General features: G+C 67.2%; 1 pseudogene. It reads right to left on the reverse strand.

What is annotated here, in order from left to right:
- Positions 1–1,203 (reverse strand): annotated as a pseudogene (locus tag MOV74_RS38535) (ATPase); the annotation flags it as partial.

The raw sequence follows: 1,203 nt of genomic DNA on the forward strand, positions 1-1,203 counted from the left end.
CCCGTTGCGACGTCCCCGCGCCTGGCAATGACCGCGGCGTTGAAGGCCCGTGCCCACAGGCCCCACGGCCGGATTGCGTGGCGCTCGGTGTGTTCGAGCAGCTCGGCGCCGTGGCGCTCGGCGGCGTCGAAATCGCCGGACCAGAACGCGATCGGGCAGGCGGCCTGCCCCAGCACGCTACAGAAGGTCAGCGCGTGGCCGTTGGCACGGCCTTCTTCAATGTTCTTGGCAGCGAGCGCCCGGGCCTGATCGGCGAGGCCCTGAAGCCAGAGAATGCGGGCCCGGAAATATTGCGTCGATATCCTGAGATCGAGCGGGAAGATTTTCGGCTTCTCCACCAGCACATGCAGCGAGGCGTTCACCCGATCGATGCGCTGCCGCGCATCGTTCTGGTCTCCCAGATAATGCAGCGCGACCGCCATCAGGCGGTCACCCAGCATGAGATCGGTATTATCTGATGAATTCACCGCGGCGTCGGCAAAGCGATCGGCGAGTGCACGGGCCTTGCCGAACTGTCCGTTGTTGAACTGGTCGATGCACAGGCCCCAGAGTGCGCGCAGCCGGAAATCCTTGTCGTCGAGGCTCTCAGCCAGTTCGAGCGTCGTCTCGAGGATCGGGCGCGCCTGGCGCCCACGGCCCTCGCCATACATCAGCGACCAGCCGAGTGCCGACAGCAGCTGCATGCGGATGCGGTCGTCGTCGCGGTCGTCTCCGAGCGCTGCCAGTGCCGTTCTGCAGCGCTCGCGGCATTCGGCGAACAGCGAAAGACGCAGCCACAGGGCGACCGCCGTCCCCGTCAGCGCGATGCCGAGCCTCGCGTCACCGTCGGGCGCGAAGGCCCAGTCCAGCGCCGCGCGCACATTGTCGAGCTCCCCACCATAGGTGCTCAGCCATTCGGGAAGCGGCGTCGATGTGTCGGCCCCCGCGCGCTCGAAGAAGTCGCGAAAATGCTCCGCATGGCGCCGCGCGAACTGCCTGTTTTCGCCGAGCTCGTTCAGCTTGCCGAGCGCGTAGGCGCGCGTGGTGTCGAGCAGGCGATAGCGCAGCGCTCGCGAACCGGATGGCGAGATCAGTGACTTGGTGACCAGGCTGTCGATCGCCTCCAGCGTCTCCGAGGTGCTGAGGCCGTCGCCGGACGCAACCGCGGCGGCCGCTTCCGGCGCGAACGGCCCGGCGAATACCGATAGCCGTCGCAAGGTGGCG

The sequence above is a fragment of the Bradyrhizobium sp. SHOUNA76 genome (genome assembly GCF_023006445.1).
In the GTDB taxonomy this organism is placed as follows: Bacteria; Pseudomonadota; Alphaproteobacteria; order Rhizobiales; family Xanthobacteraceae; genus Bradyrhizobium.